An 18,553-nucleotide genomic window follows, 5' to 3' on the forward strand; every position below is an offset into this window, starting at 1 on the left:
GCCTCATGCAGGAAATGCTTGAGCCGGACGATATCGCACCAGGTGGATGGTTTTTTCTTGGCGGACGGGATTTGCCGAAGATGATTCATGGCGCGAAAATTATGCTGGTCGATGATCGGCACCTGTAGCGGATGGATCAGGTGAGTCAGGTAGGCGCTGGTGATATAGCGCACCCTACCCAAACGCTTATCCCACCATTGAAAAGTTGCTTCGGGGGTGAATTGATCACCAGCAAATAACGCCCAGCCTCGATAAGCAGGCCACAGACTCTCGATCTCGCCGATCAAGGACTTCTGCTTGGAGGGAAAGTCGTCCTTGCCCCAGTGCCCCCACTTCCACACCAGCGCTGCCAATAGATCCACCTTCTCTGCCAACGCAGAGAAGGTGTTCTTGAAGGTCTCATAATCAAGCGCGGGGTATTTTTTGAAGCTGTAGAGCTCAAGGTGTGAGGTATAGGTTGTCTTTACCTCATTGGTAATTCGCTGCCAGTCGGTAGCCTTCAACGGCTCTTCCATGATGGCATTTCTCCTCGGCAAATATGGCTACTGAAGGGCTGAAACGATTCGGGCCCTAAGCGCCTTGCGACGCTGTTCACAAAACGCCGGGAACTCCGCCAGCGTTTCTGGGAGATCGGTGATTTCCAGACCCGCCAGATACTGCTTGCGCGCGAGGGCATCTGGCTTGAACTGAGCGTACCAGTCATGTGGCATCTTCTGGCGTTTTTGGTTGTTGATGCTGCCTTCGAGCAACTGGAGGTTAGCCAGACGGTTAGCCTTATCCGCCACCTCTGCTGCCAACTCCTCCGGGATACCTGCTTTACGCAGCTGAGGCTTGGTGAAACGAGCCTGCGGGTAGATATGGTCTACATGGAAGTGCCTGGACAGGTCGAAGCCTGGGAAGATCAGCGAGAGCAAGGCAAAAGTTCGCTTGTCGCCATAGGGAAGCTCGACCAACTCGTCCAGCTCCTCCTCCGTGAAGGAAAGCGTCTTACCGCGCGCGGACATCACGCTTTCGATCTGAGATACAGGGAAGCCCGTTTGCGCATGGGTACGAATCTGCTCACGCAAAGCAGTCAGCAGGGTGTCAAGACCACTGCCCCAGATTCCCGAAGCCTTGAGCAGACTGCGAATCAGCCACTTACGCACATTTTCACGATCCTGAGCGTACTCAACGCGGGACAAATAGCCCTCCCCAGGTTGACGGGCGAACAGGTAGTAAGCGATGGGTAACAGGGCACTGTCGGCACGTAGGTTCTGGCTGTTGAAACCAAAGCTGGCCAGTAACCGAACCGACAGCAGCAATGCCTCGTGTATGCGTGACCAGTTTTCCTCCAGCAATGCCATGTTGGCCTTGTTGAAGTTTTCTACCTTGAAGCCGACGCTGCCAATGTCCGACAACATCAATCCGGCTTTGAGCACTAGGTCTTTACTGAAGTTGAACTGGTCGCCCTCTTTGTTCATCTGGTCGACGAGCTGATGAATCTCCTGCCGCGCATCAAGCTTCGACCACTGCGCCACGGCAATGGACAGCAATAGATCCGAGTAGGAAAGCGGTGTGCCGCCACTGTTCATACGAATGAAGATATTCAGGACACGGCCAAGATCCTGCTCGGCTTCTTCGTAGTAGCTAATCAGCTCTTTGTGGTGAACGGTGCGATAGAGGTGGCGGAGGACTTTCTTCGCTTGCCGGCGCTGTTCACCACTGAGATCAAGCTCGTCCAAGCTGTCGATCAGATCATCCTCGCCCTCGAGCAGGACGCGACTAACGCGAAGCCACAGTTGGCCTTCTACCGTTAGCTCCGTAGCGGTCTCAGTGAGAAACTCAAAACGGTACTCGGAGCCGGTTTCCACATCAGGCTCGCCCAGCAGATCCAGGTAAAGATGACGGGTCGGGAAGGCATCATTGCTCGACCACCATTTGCCTGGCAGCTTCCAGGCGTAGGAGCCACGCAGGCCTATGTTAAGCGCCGTCATACGCTGCTGGCCGTCGAGCACGGCGACGAGATCTCGCTCGGGGAGGGCTTTCAGCAGAGCGCAGTGATAGTTGTCGCGCTCATGGTAGTCACGGACAAAATCATAAAACTGGTACTCCTGGCGCTTCTCCGGTGCGATACGCCAGAACAGGAAAGTCCCGAAGGGGTAGCCCTGCATGAGGCTGTCGAACAACCGGCAGATCTGCTCTGGCCACCAAACGAATTCACGCTGAATCGCCGGCAGGATGTACTCCTGCGAAGCGACCTTGTCCAACAGCTGCTTGATCGTACCGCCCGGTTTGTACATGGCTGTTCCTTAGCGAATTTCAACGCGTTGATTGTCAGCGATTGCCTGCTCAAGCTCATTACGCAGTCTGGCCAGGAAGCTGTCGATATCGGCCTGGGTCTCGATATAACCGGAGCCAGCAAGCAGCTGAGCATCCACTACCCTGCGTTTTTTGACCGGTGCTGCCGGAGCTACAACTGCCGCAGGCGTATTAACAATCGGAGTAGTGGACTCTGCCACTGGCAGACCAGGGTTACCGCTACCAGATGCCACGGGCATTGGTGCCGGTGCGCTGGCTGCTGCTTTAGCTTTGGCGGCGGCCTGTTCGGCCAACAGGTGCAGATGATCGATAGCGGCATCGGCCAGGTCGCGGGCCTCATCCAACATGTCATTGATATGGGCCAGACTGCGCTGTTTGGTAATACGCTGCCGGAGGTTTTGCAGGGCGAGCAGGCTCTTGTTGCGCTGATCCGTGCTTGCTTGTAGGTCATCCAGTTCGGCGCTGACCTTGGCCAATTGCTTGTCCAACCAAGCATCCGCGCGCTTATGGGCCTCCCTGAGGAAGCCGTCGTTGATCAGGGTGATCGTTTGGATCAGCCCTTCACCTTCGCGAATGAGATTGAACGGTGCTTTGGCACTGAGGATTTCGTCGATGCGAGCTAGCGCACGAGCGGCGTTTTCATCCTTCTCCAGCTTGGGTCGGTTGGGCTGGAAGTCCCGCTGAGCCGCACCTAGTTTGTCCCAGGCGGATTTCTGGCTGCTGTAGAAGTTATCCAGATCGCCGTGACTGTCAGAGAGATCGAGCAGTGCACTGCGTTCCTTGAGGAACAGCTGAATGGCATCAAAGCTATCCGGCGCTGCCTTGAGTTTGCCAATCAACTTAAGGCCCTGGTCGATGTCATCCGAACCCGGGTACTGACCGGTCTGTGCCAATGCGCGCCACTGTTTGAACTCACTCTCCCAGGTAGCCAGACTGTTTTGAAGAAGGCTGTAGAGACTGTCCTCGCCATCTGGGGCGATCTTCTGGAACACCTCTTTGAATTGCTGACGGGCTTTTTGCAGCTCGCCGGAGCCGACTTGTTGGCGCTTCTGAATTTCGGTGGTACGCCAGCGCGCCGGGGTGGAGATTTCATTCCATATTTGCTGCTGTGCCAGCGGGCCGCCGTTACCGACCAGGCTGACTTCGCCTTTAAGCAGCAGACGCACGATAAGTAGTACTGTTTCCCATTCCGGCCAACCATAGGGCCGACGACCGTAGTGGGTCTCCGCTAGGTCATGCAGGACGATGCGTCGCGATTGTGAGGCGAGCAATTCAATGTGCTGGCTAACCTCTTTGAGGGCACGCGGGTTGGCTTCGCCAGTGCTCTCCAGAGCAAGGCCCGGCGTTTGCGGCGTGGCCAGCATGGCCTGAATTTCTTTCTGGGGGTCGGTGCTCAGGTGTTGGATGTAGCCCAACTTCCTGAATGTATTACGCACCAGGTAGTCGAGCGCCTCCTCCGCTAGCATCGGCGCACTGGAAGCCTTGGTTTCCAGTTTGTTGCCTGCCACATATACCTCGGCCTCACGCAGCAGACGATCCACGGTGGTACTCAGGCGCTGGCGGCGCTGGCGATTTTCTTCTGCACGATCCTGAAGGATGCGCTTGGTGTTGTGCGGCAGCGTGCCGTCGTTTTTGCGCGTGATGTACTTGTCGGTTTGCAGGTACAGACGAAGTTCACGGGCCAGGTCACGCTCGTCCTCCAGACGCAAGAGCACACTGCCATCCCCCTGGCTGGATTCAAGAATGCAGCGTTGCTCGTTCCAAGTGCCACGATCATCCACCAGTGGGCTGATGACCGAGATCAGCAGGTCGCCATCAATGCGGTTGCCTAGTGGATGCAGATCGCACTGGCGGTTGAGGCCAAAGTCTTTGCCGTTGTCGGAGAAGCGGAACTTGCGCTGGCCACGCAGCGCTTCATCAAACAGCAGCTGACCCAGCTCGCGGGCCTCATCGGCGCTAGTGAGGTCGACGTCTTTGATCTCGCGGCTGATGTCACGTTCTTCGTTGGTCAGGAAAAAAAAGTCATCGCCGTTACGACTGACGAGGGTTTCCTTTTCCAGGCGCTGGAGACTGTCTTCGATCTGCTTGCGCAGACCTTGGCGGTCAGCGTCGATCTCATCGATAAACAGGGTGATCAGGTTATCGACGTTGCCCTTGATCTCATCGACGTATCGGATGAGGAACAGAGTCTTCAACACAAAGGGATCGATTTCTTGCAGGCTTGGGTTGCTGGCGGCATTGTCAATGGTCGATTTGACCACGCCCTCAAGGAAGCCCTCGATAGACGGATAGAAGCGGTAAAGCGGTACCAGGACGCCGACGTTTTTATCACTGATGGCCTTGGCGGCTGATTGGAACGCATCCAGCAGCGAGCGCTCGCCTCGGGCCAAGTGGGTACCGGTGGCACCGGCCTTGCGAATGCTTTCAAAAATGCGCTGCACCAGCTGGAACTGATACGGCACAAAGGGGTAAACGGCGGCGAAATTGTCTTCGTCGGTGAACGCTTTGTATGTGCGCCCGGTGTTGGTGAAGCTGAGCTGGTTGCGCAGGATGTCAGCCTTCTCGCGGTAGATCTTGCGCAGGGCATCCTTGGGCTCTGGTTCTTTGTCGAGCAGGCGACGCTGGATGACTTCATCGACGTTGCCGCTGGACAGCGACAAGCGGGTTTTGAAGCGACCCTGAATTTTGGAGAAGTCGTTAGCCTTGGACGCGCGTACTTCACCCAGCACAGCGTCGATGTCTTCCTGCGAGGTAACCAGAACCCAGGCGCGACCACCACAGATCGTACCGAGGTTTTCGGTGATGGTTTGCAGGCTGAGCATTAGGTGGGTGTCCTGGCCAATGAACTGGCCGACTTCGTCCACCAGGAACACGATGCGTTGATCCTTACCGCGCTTATCTAGGTACTCCTTCACCCATTTGGCGAAGCTTTCGACGTTGAGGCTGAAGTCGTTTTCAAAACGTTCCACCCAAGCATCGGCATCCTTGATTTCCTGCCCAAGGGTTTTCGACAGGGCCGTAGCCAACGCATCAACCTGGAAATGGTAGGCGTCGCGCTCATCTTCCCAAGTGGAGCCTGAAGCGTCAGCGAATGCCTGCTTGAACCCAGTAAACTTGCCCAGGTCGTCCAGGTGACGCTCCATGTGAGCGATATGCGGGTGATCGCCGCAGAAGCCCAGGCGCTCGTTGAAGATCTTCAGGAAGACACGAAGGATGGCGTCGCGGCCGTCACCGCTATCAGCCTTGCTGTCGATGTTGAACAGCAGCACATCCGTCTCGGCGGCGATGGCGCGCTTGATATCAGCGGCGAGCATCGGGTCGGCGATTTTGCGCTCAAAAAAATCGATGGCCTGGCGCGTGACGGAGTCCTTGCTGACCTGTTTGTTTTCCAGCAGGTAGGAGAGGATCTTCAAGAAGTGCGATTTACCCGAACCGAAGAAACCGGAGATCCACACCCCTACTCGCCCCGACGCATCCTGAGGCTTGTCCAGGGCAGCCAGATAGCTTTCAAAAAAGCTGCGCAGATGCTGATCCAACTCGCGGGTTATGACGTACTCATCCAGCTCTTGCCAAACGGACTCAGCGTCATCCTGGTCAGCCTTGATCACGCCGTTGATCGAGCGGTGAATAGAGCGGGTAAACAGACTCTTGATTTGCACGGTGGACATCCTGTTCAGCTCACCAGTCGGAAAGCGCGGTAATAGGGTTTCTCGCCCAGCTGACCGAACAGCTTTAGCGATTGGCCGTCATATAGGCCGGGATAGAAAACCACCAACGGGGTCTGCCCCATAAACGGCTGGAGGTTATTCAGAAGGTTGTGGGTGCGAATCAGCGGGTAGGCACTGCCGACACCGTTGATGACCAGCAGGCCAAACTCACTTGGCGGATAGCGATCAACTAGTTCTTTGGCGACCTTGCCTGCATCAAGTGGTGCCTTGAGGGCCTTGAGCATGTAGTCGTCACCTTTCTTAGCTTGCATCTCGATGGATTGATCCAATTTGTTGCGGTCTTTCAGCATGTCGAGCATCAGTTCGAACAGGTTGATAAAGGCAACCTTGAGTTCAGGGCGGCGCTTGATAATCGCCCCTTGAAGAAACCGGACGTGCTCGCGCACCTTCACTTCATCCTGCGGCAGATAATCGAAGGCATAGAACGGCACCTCGTTGCCCAAGCCCTGGCCACCGAGAAAGTCATCGGAGGTAACCTTATCCAGGATTTTATTGAGGCGTTCGTCGAGGTCGTTCACGGGCATACCTGAAGGCAATCGAGCACGTATTGCTCGTTGTGTTGACGTAAATAGTGAAGAACCGCTGGTTCAATCTGCTGACTGCGTAGGCGCAAGCTACGGGTGTTCTCGATGAAACCAGCCTCCGCCAGCATACGCATGGCATTTTGCCTTAACTTAACCCGTGTGGAGTCACTGAGGGTAGGCATGTTCAGTTGGGCACGGAGGCTGTCTTCAATGTAGGCGTCCCAGTGACGCGCTTCTATATGGGTGGCGAAACGGCGGAACTGATCGCGCACAACCGTACGTAGGAAGTCCCCGAATAACGGCGAGAATTTGACCGTGACGGCAAGAACGGCGTGGGTGGCGATGGGAACGCTACCATCCCGTACCAGCGCCCACAAATCAGTGCTCATGGTTTGCAGACGTAAACGGGCCAGATTGGCATAGGTATCGGCAGTCCTAGCCGTACGCTTTTGTAGCACATTCAAGTCGTGTATCTGCCTATCCCACTCCTGAACGTCTACACCCTGCAGTAACAGCGCGGCAACGATTCGGGTCTCAGGCACGATCAGAGAGCACTGCGTGAAGTTAGCTTGGTATGGACTGCTCATGGATGACTCTGGTTCTTCAAACGCGTAAGAGCCTCTATTTTGAGAGTCTGACTCGGCTAGCGCCAGCGCTGAGTATCTGACTGCCGATTTAATTTTCCTATGTAGTCACGGGGAGAAACCCATAGCCGCCACCCTAGCATCGCGCTGGTAGCGCTCACGATTTATTCATCCTGATGCCCGTCATTGCCCAGATTACGACATGTACCTCCCAAGCTCGACGCTGGCGACCAGCCAGATGTGGATGGACAAATGGTACAAACTGATCGGTTACGCGCCGCCCCAGAATCGTACATTCAAGATATCTCGGCCGGCTTAGAAGCCAGCCTGATAATCACCAGACCGCCTTCAACATCGATGGAGAGCCTGTCTCCAACTTTCCATCCCAGTTCAGCCAGCATGTCGGTTGGCAGGTCGATAACGAGGTCACCTGAACCGTCCTCAGCGTCGTGACAAAATGATGTCCAACGTCTTTGTTCATCCATTCTTTACTCTCAATTTCATGAGTGTCCGCCAACCGCAGCACGGTCGACGACGCCGTTTGGACAAACTGAAGATGAACAGTCTGCTATAGATACGGCAGGATTTCCTCTGCGAACCATCCTGGCAATCTCGGTTCTACCCTATGAGCCTGGCTTTTAGAGTTCGCCACTACGCCAAGGTCTCTCAATCTGTTCAGTTCATCGCTGCCAGATCTGGAAGGAAGCCCGGTAAAGATCTTGAATTCGTTTTTGGGAAGAGAGCCTTGTATCAGCAACGCCAGTACCGCCGGCGCCGTTTCAACCTTTACCCCTGCACCCAGGAGTCGCTGATTTACTCTAAATGCCCCCAGAACCCGTTGCCGAAGTTGATGGCGATTGAATGCAGAGGCGATGTAATCGACCTCTTCATGACAGACATGAAGCATGAATTCGACGAAGCTGAGGAGTGAACCGTCGCGTGTAAATTGGCGACCATCAACGAGCCCATCCTTTCCTATGTGATCATCCAGCCAGATGACACGCTGGTACTCCTCATACTTCCGTGCCAGGCCTCTCGAAAGCGACCAGAGATGTGGATGCAGACCAAGCTGAGCGAACTGCTGATGTGTGACCATCCTCGCGACCGTCCCATTCCCTTCAGAGTGCGGTCGTCCACGAAGAATTTGGTAGTGATGGTCGAAGATTGCCACGATGCGTCTAGCGAGGTCTGCGTCTTCCCCGAGCGCGTACTGCTGATTTTCCAGCAACACTGCACGCTTCAAGAACTCCTGCTCAATGTTGTATCCGTCAATCACTCGCGAGTAATGGGCGCTTGTGACCTGGATTAGCTCACTCAGGCACGCGGCGGTGTCAGGTGCGAGAAGAGCAGAAAGGCATGCTGTCTTCATCACAAGCACGTGTGCGCTTTCCAGAATGGAAGTCGGAAATGCTTGGACTGAAGCCGACTGACACCAGAGCTTGGTATTCAAAACAATGCCCTTAACGGGATCACAAAGCCAATAGCGAGAGCTGTTTAGAGATCTGGCGGTGAGCGAGGCCTGAGCTTTTCCTGGATAGAATCCCAATCCTCCATGGAAATCAGTACCGCGCTATTACGCTCACCGACTATAAAAACTGGCTTGCACGTTGTGACAACCCGCTCAAGCAGGTCATCGAAGTTTGTCATCGCGTGAGCAGCAGTCCAGCGTTCCTCATCTGCCATGCGACCAAGCCCTTTTCGTGGGGATCAAAAACACCGTCTCCACATCGACTACCCGGCACAAGCCTTCAGCGGTCTAAAGGCATCCAATTCTTTGAACGTCGACCTGCCCATCTGACGCTTGAAACTGGCCACGATATACAGGCTGTTCAGCGTGGTCAGAACCCAGAACCGACCCTCTTTGTGCACAGATAAGATGTGGGAGGTTCGAATAATGTGCCCATCCTGGAACTGCTCACGAGGCCCTTTTCGTGAGTGATCAAAAACTATGGCGATACACGTATTGCCTACGAATAGCGCGTCGCAAAGGTACCCAGTGATCGGCGAATCATATGGCTGCTTTTGGGCGCAAATGATTCTTTTGAGTTGAAAGTCTGTCAGGTGGCGGCCATGACGGCCTGCGTCGGTCGTGTTGAGCATGTTTGAGCTCCATCCATTTCAGCGGTAAATGCAGCTAGGGATCAGAGGGGTTCACCTGAGCGAAGCAACGCAAGAAAACTTCGCCGCCCAACATCTCGCATGAAGCTGCCGATGACGTAATTGCCCTCTCGCGTTTCAAGTAACCAGAACCTCCCCTCTTTCCATGCCCTCTGAATTTTTGCTGTTCGAAGGATTGCGCCATCTGCAGGCCGATATGCGTCGTCCCGCTCAATGTGGTCGAACGAAATACCTACGCATGTATCCTCTGCTATGACTGCATCACTGATAAACGCAGTGATTGGCACGCTGAATTTTCGAAGGCTTGCCTTCACTAAGCGCCTCATCTGAAAGTCGCTCAGTTCCTTGCTGTGAAATTCTATTTCGATTACTTCTGGCATCCGGCTTCAGCTCCGAAACGATTCAATATGCTTTTGGCGGTGACTGGCCTTTTCATTCGGACTCCATCAATGCTCGAAGCTTGGCCCGGAGTTCATCCTGCGTCAGCACTGAGCTAAGGCCCAGGTCAGGATCAGTGCGAATCAGCCGTCGATCGTTAACAGGCCAGCTTTCAAACGGATCATCATCCAGGGCGAGCCAATTCGTCAGGCCGGCCCTGGTTACCGCAAAGCGGATCTGCTGATAGCGGCTGTATAAGTCATAGCCCTCAAGCGGCGCCCTGGGCATCCTTGAGTGCCATGTACTGCTCACGGTCAGAGCCTGCAACTCAGGCGGTAAGGCAGCACGTGCACGGCGGTAACTGAGGATGCGCACCCAGCTTGTCGATAAGCTGATTTTGACTTGAGGAAATTCCTTCAGTATCTCTACCAGGATTCCGGCATGCATCATCAGTTGCCCGGGTGCACGCAACACCAAACCACTCCGGGTACGGTAAACATCGTCTGGGTGTAACACCCCGTCAAAATCGAGAAACAGTATTCGGTCATTCGGCTTCAGCCGGCTAGGTACCAGGAGATTCGTATCAAACATGGGGAAGAGTTTTCAAAATTGGCTCTCTTGAGAAGTGTCTGCCCATCCTTGAGAGCTCTGTCGAACCCGTTCGATCAGCTCCGCACTGAGCTCGTCGAGACTGACAAGGCCATCTACATATCGCTGCAGCGCCAACAGATGCGTAGAGGACGGCCTACCACCTTCGAGTGCCCGACAGCCCAGAACCTCAGCTACCGCTTTGCGACGCCGTTCGTGCTCGTGCTCGTGCTCAGCTATCTGCACGTCCCACCTCCCCTTCGCTTACGCTCGAAACGAAAAAACTGTACTAAGTTCTGCTTTCTTCCTTACACCATCACCAAGCAACAGGTAGACCGTACTTTTGGTTTCAAACATGTATTCGGTCGAGGAGACGCCGAAATTGCTCCGAACCCACATGTTCGGTTGAAAGCGGCCTTGGCTGTCGAGGACTACCTCGTGAGCGTAAAGGGTCGCGGGAAGCAGGCCTAGCTTGGTTAACTTGTCCTTTTCTTCTGCAGTAACGATGAGATCGATGAGAATCCATTGCTTCACTACGCAGAAGGGTTTGCCTGGGAATTCCTTTGCAGCCAGAGAGATCAGGTCTTCCTGGGAGCCCTGCCAGCCAGGTGCGTCTTCCCCCGCGCCATAAAAGAGTTGCGAGATTTCATCCAACGTAACCATCAAAAATTCTCCATCTCGTTGAGCGCAGCCAGCCGCAGCGTCACTGCGGTCGGGGCCTGATAGTCAGTGCAGTTGGAAATGCCTAAACCAGTATCGCGGCGGTAGTCGTGGCGTCGTAAATCACTCGAATATCGGTGAGCATTCCTGCGTCGGTCACACCATCGGGAGAGCTGCTGTAAATTGCTCCGCTATCGACTTTGTGAAGCATGACGCACTCAACGTTTTGGTCGTATCCGATGACCAGGCTGATTAGCTTCTCCATGCGATCCGAAGCGCTCCCATTCATACAAGGCGCAGTCACAACCTGAACCTCTGCAATCGAGTGCTCTGGACTCCGCTGCGAGAGTAGGTGGGCCAGAATGGAGGGGTCTGTTGGCATCAACTTTTTATACCGGGTCACGTCGCCTTCACAGATACGAAAGCGAACGTGATACCAAAAATCCTCTGAGTCTCGCTCGACCATTCGCCAAGCTGTTCGGCCAGGCCCAGGGAAGCCAGGTAGACCAACCAAACAGGATTCATCAGAAATAAACATGACGCAGGTTTCCTCGTTGGGCAGTGCTGCAGTTCAAAACACGGTGAGGCGCTTCGCCAAACGAAGACAGAAGCGCTTGCGCTGACTCAACGCGACAATGCGTTGAGTCAGGGGTATCGCGCGATATCGTTGCCAGCCCGTTCCGCACTGAACCGCAAGCAACGTACCTCGAAGATAAAGCCCATATATTGACAAACCGCGACTACTCCACTGATCTCTAAGGAGCCGAAATCTGCCTCTCGACTCAGGTGTGATGTAGTCGTAACCCGTGCACCATAAATTCACAATGGAGAACTATATTACATGGATGCGAATTGATCAATGTGGCCTTATCCTTCCCTTTGCGGGAAGCATTCATGCCTTCGCGATCAACGCTGGCAGCGATCCTACGCTCGACTAGGACAGCTCGAGGTCTGTCTCAAGAGCAACTAGGTGACGCAGTGGAAGCCCGCCACTTGCACAATCTCGAGCATGCGAAATCCAACATCACACTGGATATGCTTGAGCGCATCAGCGCGCGACTGGATGTCGACCCCATTGCTTTGCTGGCAATGGCATCGAGCTATGAACGTCAAGAATCTCTCGCTGCATGCATTGCTCATCTGCAGGCAGAGATGAAAAAGCTTGAAGCGTTAGGAGTTCTTTCTAGCTTACCGAGCCATTTCAAAGGCAATGATCTAGTAACCGGTAAAGCCGGCAAACGGCCAATACCTGCGGAAAGAATTCAAGCCGTGCTTACCTGTAAAACCGAAGGTATGACGCAAAAGCAGACGTCTTTGAAACTGGGGATGGCTGCTTCAACCGTCCATAAAATCTGGCATTCCGGCTTGGGAGTCGCGTGAGGCAGCGTCCCTAGCAAATCCCTCTAATGGTGGCTTGATGACCAAGAGGTGGACAAGCCGAGACCCAGCTTCGTGCACTGATGCGAACGCTTGGCCTCCATCACCTCCTGCGCCAACTGAAGAACATCCGCTTGGTTGATGATTTTTTTGCCCATTAGCTCACAAAGCCTTTCAGAGACAGCAGCACATAAATGAAAGTGCCTCTCATAACATCAATTATGATCTATGACTTGCCACAGGTGGAATATCCTGATCAAAACCTTCTAACAGCCGCCGAACTTCCTTTTCAGGCAACTGCGCGGAGCCGATTGGCACAGGCTTATCAACAGTAAACATTTGAATCCCCTGCTGACGAATGTGATAAGCAATGCAGTACCATCTCCTTCGCCATAAAACTTGCTGATGTTCGAGAACTGCAATTTTTTTCCGTAGGGACTCAATCTCCTCTGCTAATTCAGCGCTCACACCGCAGACCGGTACCGGACTACTCTCTACCTGCCGCGCATCGGCCAACCGATCCTTTGCAGATCGATAAGCAGACTTAATTTTAGGGTGAGCATTCAATGCTTGGCGCGTAAATTTGGAGAACGCTTCAACATCTTGCCATCGGATCACACTCTCGTCAGAGCGGTAACCCTCAAGAAACTTTACGATAGCAACAACATCACCCTCTGTCATTTTCCTATAGGACATAAAGCTATCTCTTCGGTTAAATTATCTACCCAACCGGGACAAAAGGAACCACCGGAAAAAACACAGTCTCCGCATAGGCTTTGCAAGCATCATTAAACCTGTCACGACACTTCAAATATAGTTCATACCCTTTGCCCACGTCCTCAATAAGCTTATGTGCGAAATGCTTGTCGAACCCACCTGAATTTATATAAACGTAGAGATCATTTAACTCGGTTCCTGGCACGAGTTCATCAGCCCGATCCAGAATGTTGTAAATTTTTAAACACAAGTGTTTGCTCCAGCTCGAATCTGTGCCCTCTGCAAGCGGGAATATGCTTTCCCCCATTTCTAATTGGAGGAGGTGCTGCGCTGCTTGACTCAGCAGCTCCTCATAAAGCTGAGAAGGTTCGGCAGGCTGTTTTGGCCACCCTAAAAGGTGGCATCCACTATTACAGTCCAGATGTCGGCCACACGGGCCAGATTCCCATGTATGAAAGCACATACCAGCACCCAAGTCGTGAACGGCCCGAACTTTTGAAGCCAAAAAGGCTTCTCTTTTATCCTGAGGTAATCTCATGGCACGCTCAGCGAGCGCCCCTCCAACCCGACCAAGCTTAATTTCTTCACGAATCTTTAATGCTTTCATTTCGGGCGAAGTGTGCTGATACGCCTTGGTATCTTTAGGGTTTTTTCGACCAAAGTATTCCGTCTGCATGATCTCTGGCAATCCACCCTTGTCCAAAGCGTCATTCATGGTATGGCGGAAGTCATGTGACGTAAATTTCTGATCAATACGATTAGACGCAAACTCAACGCAAAGCGGCTCCAAATGCAGCAAAAACTTATCAAAGGAGGCCGCCGTTACCGTATCGGCAATCTGGCGTATGTAATGCCCCGAGGATGTGCCGAGCTGTTTAAGCAGCAACATGTCTTTTATAAAGTAATTGCGACCACCTGCCATATACAGCGGCTGCGTCATACGCGCCTTATAGTGATGTCGACAATAGCGCTCGACGTCCTGACGAAACAGAAAGCCATTTTTCTTAACCACTCCACGGATCGCCAAATCCCACTTAATCATCCCTCTGGTACCGAACCAACCGCTTGGGGAAAGCACGCTAGAAGGGAAGCCCATCTCCAGCAGCCGCGTCATATAGAGCGGCTCGTCATCAGCCAGTCCATCTAGAAACCTGAGGTCAGGGCCTTGGGTTCTGCACATCTCTTCCGCACATGCATAGAGTTCGGCGCTGGTATCATTCAATTCGAGCAACACCGCTTCAACCAAAGGCACAACTTCAGTCATCACCAGCATTGAAGTCAATTCATACTGCCGACTGCCATGAGCAGCTTTGAGCTTGAGGTAGGAGAAATAGTACCCAGAAACTCTTTTCTCCAGCCTCTGTTTAGGCAGCAGCGTGATTTCGCTTAATCGCCGTCCCAGAGACACGAGCAGTGTTATGATCAACAAATACACTCGGTATTTATGGTCTCGGGGAACTTGTTTGAATAATTCCCCAAGTACCTTGAAAGTCGGCTCTGCCACAATGCGTGACGACTGCTCGGTGAGTAATGCTGGATCATCCAATCGACGGCCAGAACGTCCCCCATAGTCGGAAGGCCTGGATCGACCGTCGTAGATGTAGCCCTTGAGATCGACGTAACAGAGCCCCAACTCGCTGCATCGACGTGCAAACTCACTGACCATGTTATGCCGTTTATAGCGCTCCTGCGCCGACGCGATATCCTGGTCGAGCGACTGGCACGCTTGATTGAGGATCGCCGGAGTTAACTGCTCCACTCCCCGGTTTCTCGCAGAGGCTTGAACGCAGCCGATGGTCGCCACAAAGGTGCGATGTGAGGAAACCGACTTATGCTGCTCGCGCTCACGCTCGATGAAAAGAGCCCGTGCAACGTCCGCCCACCCGCCCCGTAGCGGCTGGGCCCCCAAGGACTTGGGCAAGCTGAAATTAAGCGTGACGCTTTCAGTATGCTTACCCGTCAAGGCGAACAGGGTGGGGCACAGAGTCCATACCACGCTCTCCCACTCATGAGTGACGCCAAGGCTGGAGATCCTCGCTCGCGATTTGGAAACGAGCACTTTTAGGTTTGATACCGGATCCGACCGGTCGACCGCAAGTAGGGTACCTCTGTGGCGGCACCTGTAGGATTTCGAGCGTTTCATCAGAGCCCCCCTTGGCACATACGGACTACTTGGCCCACAGCCAGAATCACATCGACACGATGTACTCCCAGCGTTTGCGACTCAGGCCGCTCGTTATGCTGACGAATCAAGACGTCTAAGATATGCTCATGGATGTCAGATAAATAAGGCCTGAACTTGGGGCAGAGGTAGCAAGAAAATGGCGGGTGTTTATGACACAGGTCGTCCAAGCCACAGCCCCCCAAAGCAGCCACATCGCCCGGCTGGGAATGCTGGTCGGTAACAATCAGTTGGTCACGCTCCACCGGGTAATTAAGCGGAATCGCTCCCCCACCTTGGTACAAGTGAACAAACCGTGAATAGACGAGCACTCCAGCTTTATCCAACGCATATCGCATGCTATCCAAGATGTCGTAATAGACCTGAACGTGCTGAAGGTCAGTGTGGTCAAGACGATGTGCCAACTCCTTCCGCGACATTCCCATGGCAGCATATTGGGTTCCGACGGTGTAGCGGAAACGTCTTGCCGTAAGGATCATTCGCCCCTGGGTGAGAGGTGATTCCAGCCCCATACGTTTTGCGAAATCACGCAGAAGCTTCGTATAATGCGCAGTGTAGATATGATAAGCCGACTCATAATCGCCCGTTTGAAGTCGCAGATGATTCGGCTCTAAGCGTCGAAACAAAGGTCGCGCGCACGGGATTAGCTTGCCATTCACTTCAACCAGGCTGTCGAACGCTTCGTTCTGTTCGATCAACGCCCTGATATGCTGGCAGGTTTCGTCATCGAGAGATTCAACGATGAAATCTGAGCGAGCCGACCTGAAGCCTTTTTTTATCCGAGGAAGCTTAACCGCCCATTCGGGTTCCTCCGGATCATCTACAAGATCAAAGACATCCTCCTCTCGTAGCGCGATGTAATTCGCGGGATTGCGCCCATAGGTCTTAGAAATAGCCACCGCAGCGCGCTGCTGGTAATGTTCGAACTCTTGGCCGACATCTCTCCGCAATGCGTCAACGATCAGCGACACCTCTAGGTGTGGATGAAGTGGCCCCTGTTCCGGGTCTTGTGAGCGAACCGCCTCGCCCTTTGGCCCGCCTGGTATTTTCATGCAATCGAGCTCACTTGCGTACAGCTCGCAAAACCCCAGCTCTGGATAGTTTTCCGCCGCCCAGATGTACCAGCGAATGGGCCGGTAAGCGCGCCAGAGTTTGCGCTCCTCCTTCAACCGTAAAATCAAGATCTCAAACTGCTCAACCAGCGCTGGCTTCAACAACTCAGGATCCACGCAGCTCAATGATTTCGTGAAGAAGTCTCGGTGACGCAACGTTGCATAAATTTCAATTACGCCATTGTAGGAGTGGATTGACGAGGTCACTTGAGCTACATGGATCATATACTTGGTCACAACCCATTGAAGAATAGGTGAACCATATTTATGGATATTTACATTACCGTCCAAGTGTTCGCACGGAAGGTGCCATTTATCTCCGATAAGCTTTGCTAGCCGCCCCTCCCGTGTTACGAATTCCTCGGGAATTTCAGCCCAATCGTTATCAGCAACTAACTGCTCCAGGTGAGGTGACGCGCTAAAGAAGGACATCGGGCGCATTCCTATTGCTGGCTACCTGAGACTGGTAGCGCTGCAGGGCTTCTTTTCCTCGGGCGCCATAGTCGATATAGCCATCTTGGGACTTCGGCGAAGTATCGCCTCGTAGGCACATCAAGATCTGCTCAATCTCATCCTCCTCCTTCCCTTGACGGCGCAGCTCCTCGTACACTAAATCGGTGAAGGTATAACGCAAAGAATGGGGTATGAGATGGCTCGGAAGTTTATCAGGGAAATGTGTTCTAAGATCCTTGAATAGCTGGCGAAGTCTATCCGTCGACAGCGGCGCGCCTTCGTCACTCAGAAAGACAAAACCACTATCGTTGCTACGGCCATGCAAGAGGAACCACTGCCGCTCATTCATAATATAGTCGTCAAGCATCATGGCGAGACGCGGAGAGTCAAGCGGAAGTATTCTCCCCAATCGTTTAACTCTGGGCGGTCTGCGGCGCTGGTCGACAGGACTCATGCCTCGCCGCATTACATGAATTGAAGTAATCGCACCAAACTTGATGTCTTGGATACGCAGGCTTAATAACTCACCTGTTCGCAACCCCAAGAATACCAACAAACAAACCATCAAAAAGTTTCGAAGTCTACCGCGACTGTCCCTTCCAAATAGCACCGCCCCTTCAGGGTCAAGTGCGTCTTGAAGAAACTGCGCTTGGTCTAATGTTAGGTGTTTATGGTACGAGCGGTTACCTTCAGGTGACTGCATCGAGTCGAGCAACTTGCTGATTAGCTTTTCCTTCATATCACTCAGCCGTTGCCGCTGAGTCTCAGAAGTGCCCGGATCGGCAATCAATTCATCAATATACCAAGCCATATGTTTTCGCGTGGTACTGATGCGCTTATTGGCAGTATCGGGGCTCACCGCCAGCTTTACGACAACTTTCGCATTCGACGGCCGACGAAGTCGCTCGACCAGGCTGGTTATCTCAGCTTCAGTAAATTGCCGCCCAGACTGTAGACGCTCGTAAAGATCAATTCGCCTAACTCTCGCCCAGTCATGAACAACTAACAGTTCCTGCATGTTGCGTGATTGCGTGGTGAAGGCTCGTTGGCGGCGTGACAACATCCAGTCACATGCCTCAGGGACTGGCAAGTCTTGGTCGTCCAAAAGCATGGGCAACCGATCACCAGTGGGAAAGATCACTTGTTCTACGCGCATGACCTACCTCCGAATCCTTTACATTCGGTTTAGCGCGTTTCCTTTACTTGTCAAAAGCCGTTTATCCGGTTTTCCAATCCGTGCTTTACAGTCACAAAAAGAAAGCCCCCAGGTTTCTTTACAAACCTAAGGGCTTCCAATTTTAAATCTTAGTGAAAACAACTAGCTATACAAAATGCTTTACATAACTAGGTTTTATCCGGACTAGAACGGGATATCGTCATCAAAACTGTCGAAATCCGGAGCCGGTTGTGGAGCGGCCTGTTGTGGCGCTGGACGCGACTCACGCTGTGGCTGCTGGCTTGGCTGCGGACGCGACTGCTGTGGACGCGGTGCCGAGTTGGACATACCGCCCTGGCCTTGTTGGTCGCCCTGTGGACGGCCACCCAGCAGTTGCATGGTGCCTTGCATGTCGACCACGATTTCAGTGGTGTAACGCTTGATACCGTCCTTTTCCCACTCGCGGGTTTGCAGTTTGCCTTCGATGTAGACCTGCGAACCTTTGCGCAGGTACTCACCGGCGATTTCTGCCACCTTGCCGAACATCGACACACGGTGCCATTCGGTTTTCTCGACCTTCTGGCCGGTCTGCTTGTCGGTCCACTGTTCGCTGGTCGCCAGACTCAGGTTGGTCACGGCGTTACCGTTAGGCAAGTAGCGAACTTCGGGATCCTGGCC

The 18,553-nt window shown here is 53.3% G+C and carries 18 protein-coding genes; 1 reads left to right on the top strand and 17 read right to left on the bottom strand.

Going from position 1 to position 18,553, the window contains the following annotated elements:
* The 12 genes from ACRESD_RS24665 to ACRESD_RS24720 all read right to left on the bottom strand — a co-directional run.
* Nucleotides 1-515 (bottom strand): hypothetical protein (locus tag ACRESD_RS24665; protein ID WP_431753299.1); only part of this gene is annotated, 515 nt, incomplete at its 3' end.
* 27 nt (nt 516-542) lie between these two features.
* Entirely contained in the window at nt 543-2,279 is a 1,737-nt protein-coding gene (locus ACRESD_RS24670; protein ID WP_431753300.1) for a DUF262 domain-containing protein, read from the bottom strand.
* A 9-nt stretch (nt 2,280-2,288) separates the two neighbouring features.
* Nucleotides 2,289-5,957 (bottom strand): BREX system P-loop protein BrxC, encoded by a 3,669-nt coding sequence (gene brxC, locus ACRESD_RS24675; protein WP_431753301.1) that lies wholly within the window; start codon nt 5,955-5,957, stop codon nt 2,289-2,291.
* A gap of 14 nt (nt 5,958-5,971) precedes the next feature.
* Complete coding sequence (locus ACRESD_RS24680; RefSeq protein WP_431753302.1) at nt 5,972-6,550, bottom strand: DUF1788 domain-containing protein; 579 nt, start codon at nt 6,548-6,550, stop codon at nt 5,972-5,974.
* Nucleotides 6,541-7,137, bottom strand: coding sequence for a DUF1819 family protein (locus ACRESD_RS24685; protein ID WP_431753303.1), 597 nt, complete (start codon nt 7,135-7,137; stop codon nt 6,541-6,543). The genes ACRESD_RS24680 and ACRESD_RS24685 overlap by 10 nt, the downstream gene beginning before the upstream one ends.
* 293 nt (nt 7,138-7,430) lie before the next feature.
* Nucleotides 7,431-7,619 carry an AbrB/MazE/SpoVT family DNA-binding domain-containing protein gene (locus ACRESD_RS24690; RefSeq protein ID WP_431753304.1) on the bottom strand — a complete coding sequence of 63 codons (189 nt, stop codon included), beginning with the start codon at nt 7,617-7,619 and terminating at the stop codon, nt 7,431-7,433.
* A gap of 83 nt (nt 7,620-7,702) precedes the next feature.
* The gene (locus tag ACRESD_RS24695; RefSeq protein ID WP_431753305.1) at nt 7,703-8,584 is read right to left on the bottom strand and encodes a hypothetical protein; all 882 of its coding nucleotides are present in this window, start codon (nt 8,582-8,584) and stop codon (nt 7,703-7,705) included.
* Nucleotides 8,585-8,628: 44 nt separating this feature from the next.
* Nucleotides 8,629-8,817, bottom strand: coding sequence for a type II toxin-antitoxin system Phd/YefM family antitoxin (locus tag ACRESD_RS24700; protein ID WP_431753306.1), 189 nt, complete (start codon nt 8,815-8,817; stop codon nt 8,629-8,631).
* 48 nt (nt 8,818-8,865) lie between these two features.
* Nucleotides 8,866-9,234 (bottom strand): hypothetical protein, encoded by a 369-nt coding sequence (locus ACRESD_RS24705; protein ID WP_431753307.1) that lies wholly within the window; start codon nt 9,232-9,234, stop codon nt 8,866-8,868.
* A gap of 450 nt (nt 9,235-9,684) precedes the next feature.
* Nucleotides 9,685-10,221 (bottom strand): HAD domain-containing protein, encoded by a 537-nt coding sequence (locus ACRESD_RS24710; RefSeq protein ID WP_431753308.1) that lies wholly within the window; start codon nt 10,219-10,221, stop codon nt 9,685-9,687.
* Nucleotides 10,222-10,233: 12 nt separating this feature from the next.
* Nucleotides 10,234-10,464, bottom strand: a complete 231-nt coding sequence (locus ACRESD_RS24715; RefSeq protein ID WP_431753309.1) for a hypothetical protein — start codon at nt 10,462-10,464, stop codon at nt 10,234-10,236.
* Between the two features lie 18 nt (nt 10,465-10,482).
* Nucleotides 10,483-10,881 carry a DUF6957 family protein gene (locus tag ACRESD_RS24720; RefSeq protein WP_431753310.1) on the bottom strand — a complete coding sequence of 133 codons (399 nt, stop codon included), beginning with the start codon at nt 10,879-10,881 and terminating at the stop codon, nt 10,483-10,485.
* Between the two features lie 891 nt (nt 10,882-11,772).
* Between ACRESD_RS24720 and ACRESD_RS24725 the strand changes: the two genes are divergently transcribed.
* Nucleotides 11,773-12,258 carry a helix-turn-helix domain-containing protein gene (locus ACRESD_RS24725; RefSeq protein WP_431753316.1) on the top strand — a complete coding sequence of 162 codons (486 nt, stop codon included), beginning with the start codon at nt 11,773-11,775 and terminating at the stop codon, nt 12,256-12,258.
* A gap of 216 nt (nt 12,259-12,474) precedes the next feature.
* On the opposite strand, the gene ACRESD_RS24730 is transcribed toward ACRESD_RS24725, so the two are convergent.
* The 5 genes from ACRESD_RS24730 to ssb all read right to left on the bottom strand — a co-directional run.
* The gene (locus ACRESD_RS24730) at nt 12,475-12,951 is read right to left on the bottom strand and encodes a hypothetical protein (protein ID WP_431753311.1); all 477 of its coding nucleotides are present in this window, start codon (nt 12,949-12,951) and stop codon (nt 12,475-12,477) included.
* 25 nt (nt 12,952-12,976) lie between these two features.
* Entirely contained in the window at nt 12,977-15,115 is a 2,139-nt protein-coding gene (locus ACRESD_RS24735) for a hypothetical protein (protein ID WP_431753312.1), read from the bottom strand.
* Nucleotides 15,115-16,698, bottom strand: a complete 1,584-nt coding sequence (locus tag ACRESD_RS24740; RefSeq protein ID WP_431753313.1) for a hypothetical protein — start codon at nt 16,696-16,698, stop codon at nt 15,115-15,117. Before ACRESD_RS24740 ends, ACRESD_RS24735 begins: the two co-directional genes overlap by 1 nt.
* A complete protein-coding gene (locus ACRESD_RS24745) occupies nt 16,685-17,875 on the bottom strand; it encodes a tyrosine-type recombinase/integrase (RefSeq protein ID WP_431753314.1) in 1,191 nt (396 codons plus the stop codon). The genes ACRESD_RS24740 and ACRESD_RS24745 overlap by 14 nt, the downstream gene beginning before the upstream one ends.
* A 204-nt stretch (nt 17,876-18,079) precedes the next feature.
* The coding region (gene ssb, locus ACRESD_RS24750; RefSeq protein WP_431753315.1) for a single-stranded DNA-binding protein at nt 18,080-18,553 on the bottom strand (474 nt) is incomplete at its 5' end.

This window comes from Pseudomonas sp., from assembly GCF_050739995.1.
Classification (GTDB): Bacteria; Pseudomonadota; Gammaproteobacteria; order Pseudomonadales; family Pseudomonadaceae; genus Aquipseudomonas.

Bases quoted from the DNA above. Each gene is read 5' to 3' on its own strand.
- ACRESD_RS24705 (WP_431753307.1), bottom strand. From the start codon at position 9,234: ATGCTCAACACGACCGACGCAGGCCGTCATGGCCGCCACCTGACAGAC.
- ACRESD_RS24720 (WP_431753310.1), bottom strand. From the start codon at position 10,881: ATGGTTACGTTGGATGAAATCTCGCAACTCTTTTATGGCGCGGGGGAA.
- ACRESD_RS24690 (WP_431753304.1), bottom strand. From the start codon at position 7,619: ATGGATGAACAAAGACGTTGGACATCATTTTGTCACGACGCTGAGGAC.
- ACRESD_RS24680 (WP_431753302.1), bottom strand. From the start codon at position 6,550: ATGCCCGTGAACGACCTCGACGAACGCCTCAATAAAATCCTGGATAAG.
- ACRESD_RS24710 (WP_431753308.1), bottom strand. From the start codon at position 10,221: ATGTTTGATACGAATCTCCTGGTACCTAGCCGGCTGAAGCCGAATGAC.
- ACRESD_RS24740 (WP_431753313.1), bottom strand. From the start codon at position 16,698: ATGTCCTTCTTTAGCGCGTCACCTCACCTGGAGCAGTTAGTTGCTGAT.
- ACRESD_RS24685 (WP_431753303.1), bottom strand. From the start codon at position 7,137: ATGAGCAGTCCATACCAAGCTAACTTCACGCAGTGCTCTCTGATCGTG.
- ACRESD_RS24730 (WP_431753311.1), bottom strand. From the start codon at position 12,951: ATGTCCTATAGGAAAATGACAGAGGGTGATGTTGTTGCTATCGTAAAG.
- ACRESD_RS24735 (WP_431753312.1), bottom strand. From the start codon at position 15,115: ATGAAACGCTCGAAATCCTACAGGTGCCGCCACAGAGGTACCCTACTT.
- ACRESD_RS24670 (WP_431753300.1), bottom strand. From the start codon at position 2,279: ATGTACAAACCGGGCGGTACGATCAAGCAGCTGTTGGACAAGGTCGCT.
- ACRESD_RS24700 (WP_431753306.1), bottom strand. From the start codon at position 8,817: ATGGCAGATGAGGAACGCTGGACTGCTGCTCACGCGATGACAAACTTC.
- ACRESD_RS24725 (WP_431753316.1), top strand. From the start codon at position 11,773: ATGCCTTCGCGATCAACGCTGGCAGCGATCCTACGCTCGACTAGGACA.
- ACRESD_RS24745 (WP_431753314.1), bottom strand. From the start codon at position 17,875: ATGCGCGTAGAACAAGTGATCTTTCCCACTGGTGATCGGTTGCCCATG.